At 52.4% G+C, this 506-nt stretch carries 2 tRNA genes and 2 rRNA genes; all 4 read right to left on the bottom strand.

Going from position 1 to position 506, the window contains the following annotated elements:
* Window position 1: 1 nt before the first annotated feature.
* A tRNA-Ala gene (locus DW025_RS14670) sits at window positions 2-74 on the bottom strand.
* A gap of 26 nt (window positions 75-100) precedes the next feature.
* Window positions 101-174: transfer RNA gene (locus DW025_RS14665), tRNA-Ile, on the bottom strand.
* A gap of 37 nt (window positions 175-211) precedes the next feature.
* Window positions 212-329 (bottom strand): 5S ribosomal RNA (gene rrf, locus DW025_RS14660).
* A gap of 56 nt (window positions 330-385) precedes the next feature.
* Window positions 386-503: ribosomal RNA gene (gene rrf, locus DW025_RS14655) — 5S ribosomal RNA — on the bottom strand.
* Window positions 504-506 lie beyond the last annotated feature (3 nt).

The raw sequence follows: 506 nt of genomic DNA, 5'->3' as shown, positions 1-506 counted from the left end.
GTGGAGATAACGAGATTCGAACTCGTGACCCCCTGCTTGCAAGGCAGGTGCTCTCCCAACTGAGCTATACCCCCGTATGGAATTACAGCCTTTCGGCTAATGGGCTTAAATGGACTCGAACCATCGACCTCACGCTTATCAGGCGTGCGCTCTAACCAGCTGAGCTATAAGCCCATTTTCTTTGGTGCTTACACTTGATAAGCAAATTTGGAGCCGGCAGCCACCTGCTCTCCCACACCGTCTCCAGTGCAGTACCATCGGCCGCTTACGTCTTAACCGTCGTGTTCGGGATGGGTACGGGTGTCTCCCATAAGCGCATCACCACCGGCAAACTTATTAGCTTGAAAAGCTTAACAACATAACAACCCTTACTATCCATTCCTTAGAAAGGAGGTGATTTGCTCTCCCACACCGTCTCCAGTGCAGTACCATCGGCCGCTTACGTCTTAACCGTCGTGTTCGGGATGGGTACGGGTGTCTCCCATAAGCGCATCACCACCGGCAAA

The organism is Coprococcus sp. AF38-1 (genome assembly GCF_003603945.1).
Lineage (GTDB): Bacteria > Bacillota > Clostridia > Lachnospirales > Lachnospiraceae > Coprococcus > Coprococcus aceti.
This window is presented reverse-complemented; position numbering and strand designations above follow the sequence as displayed.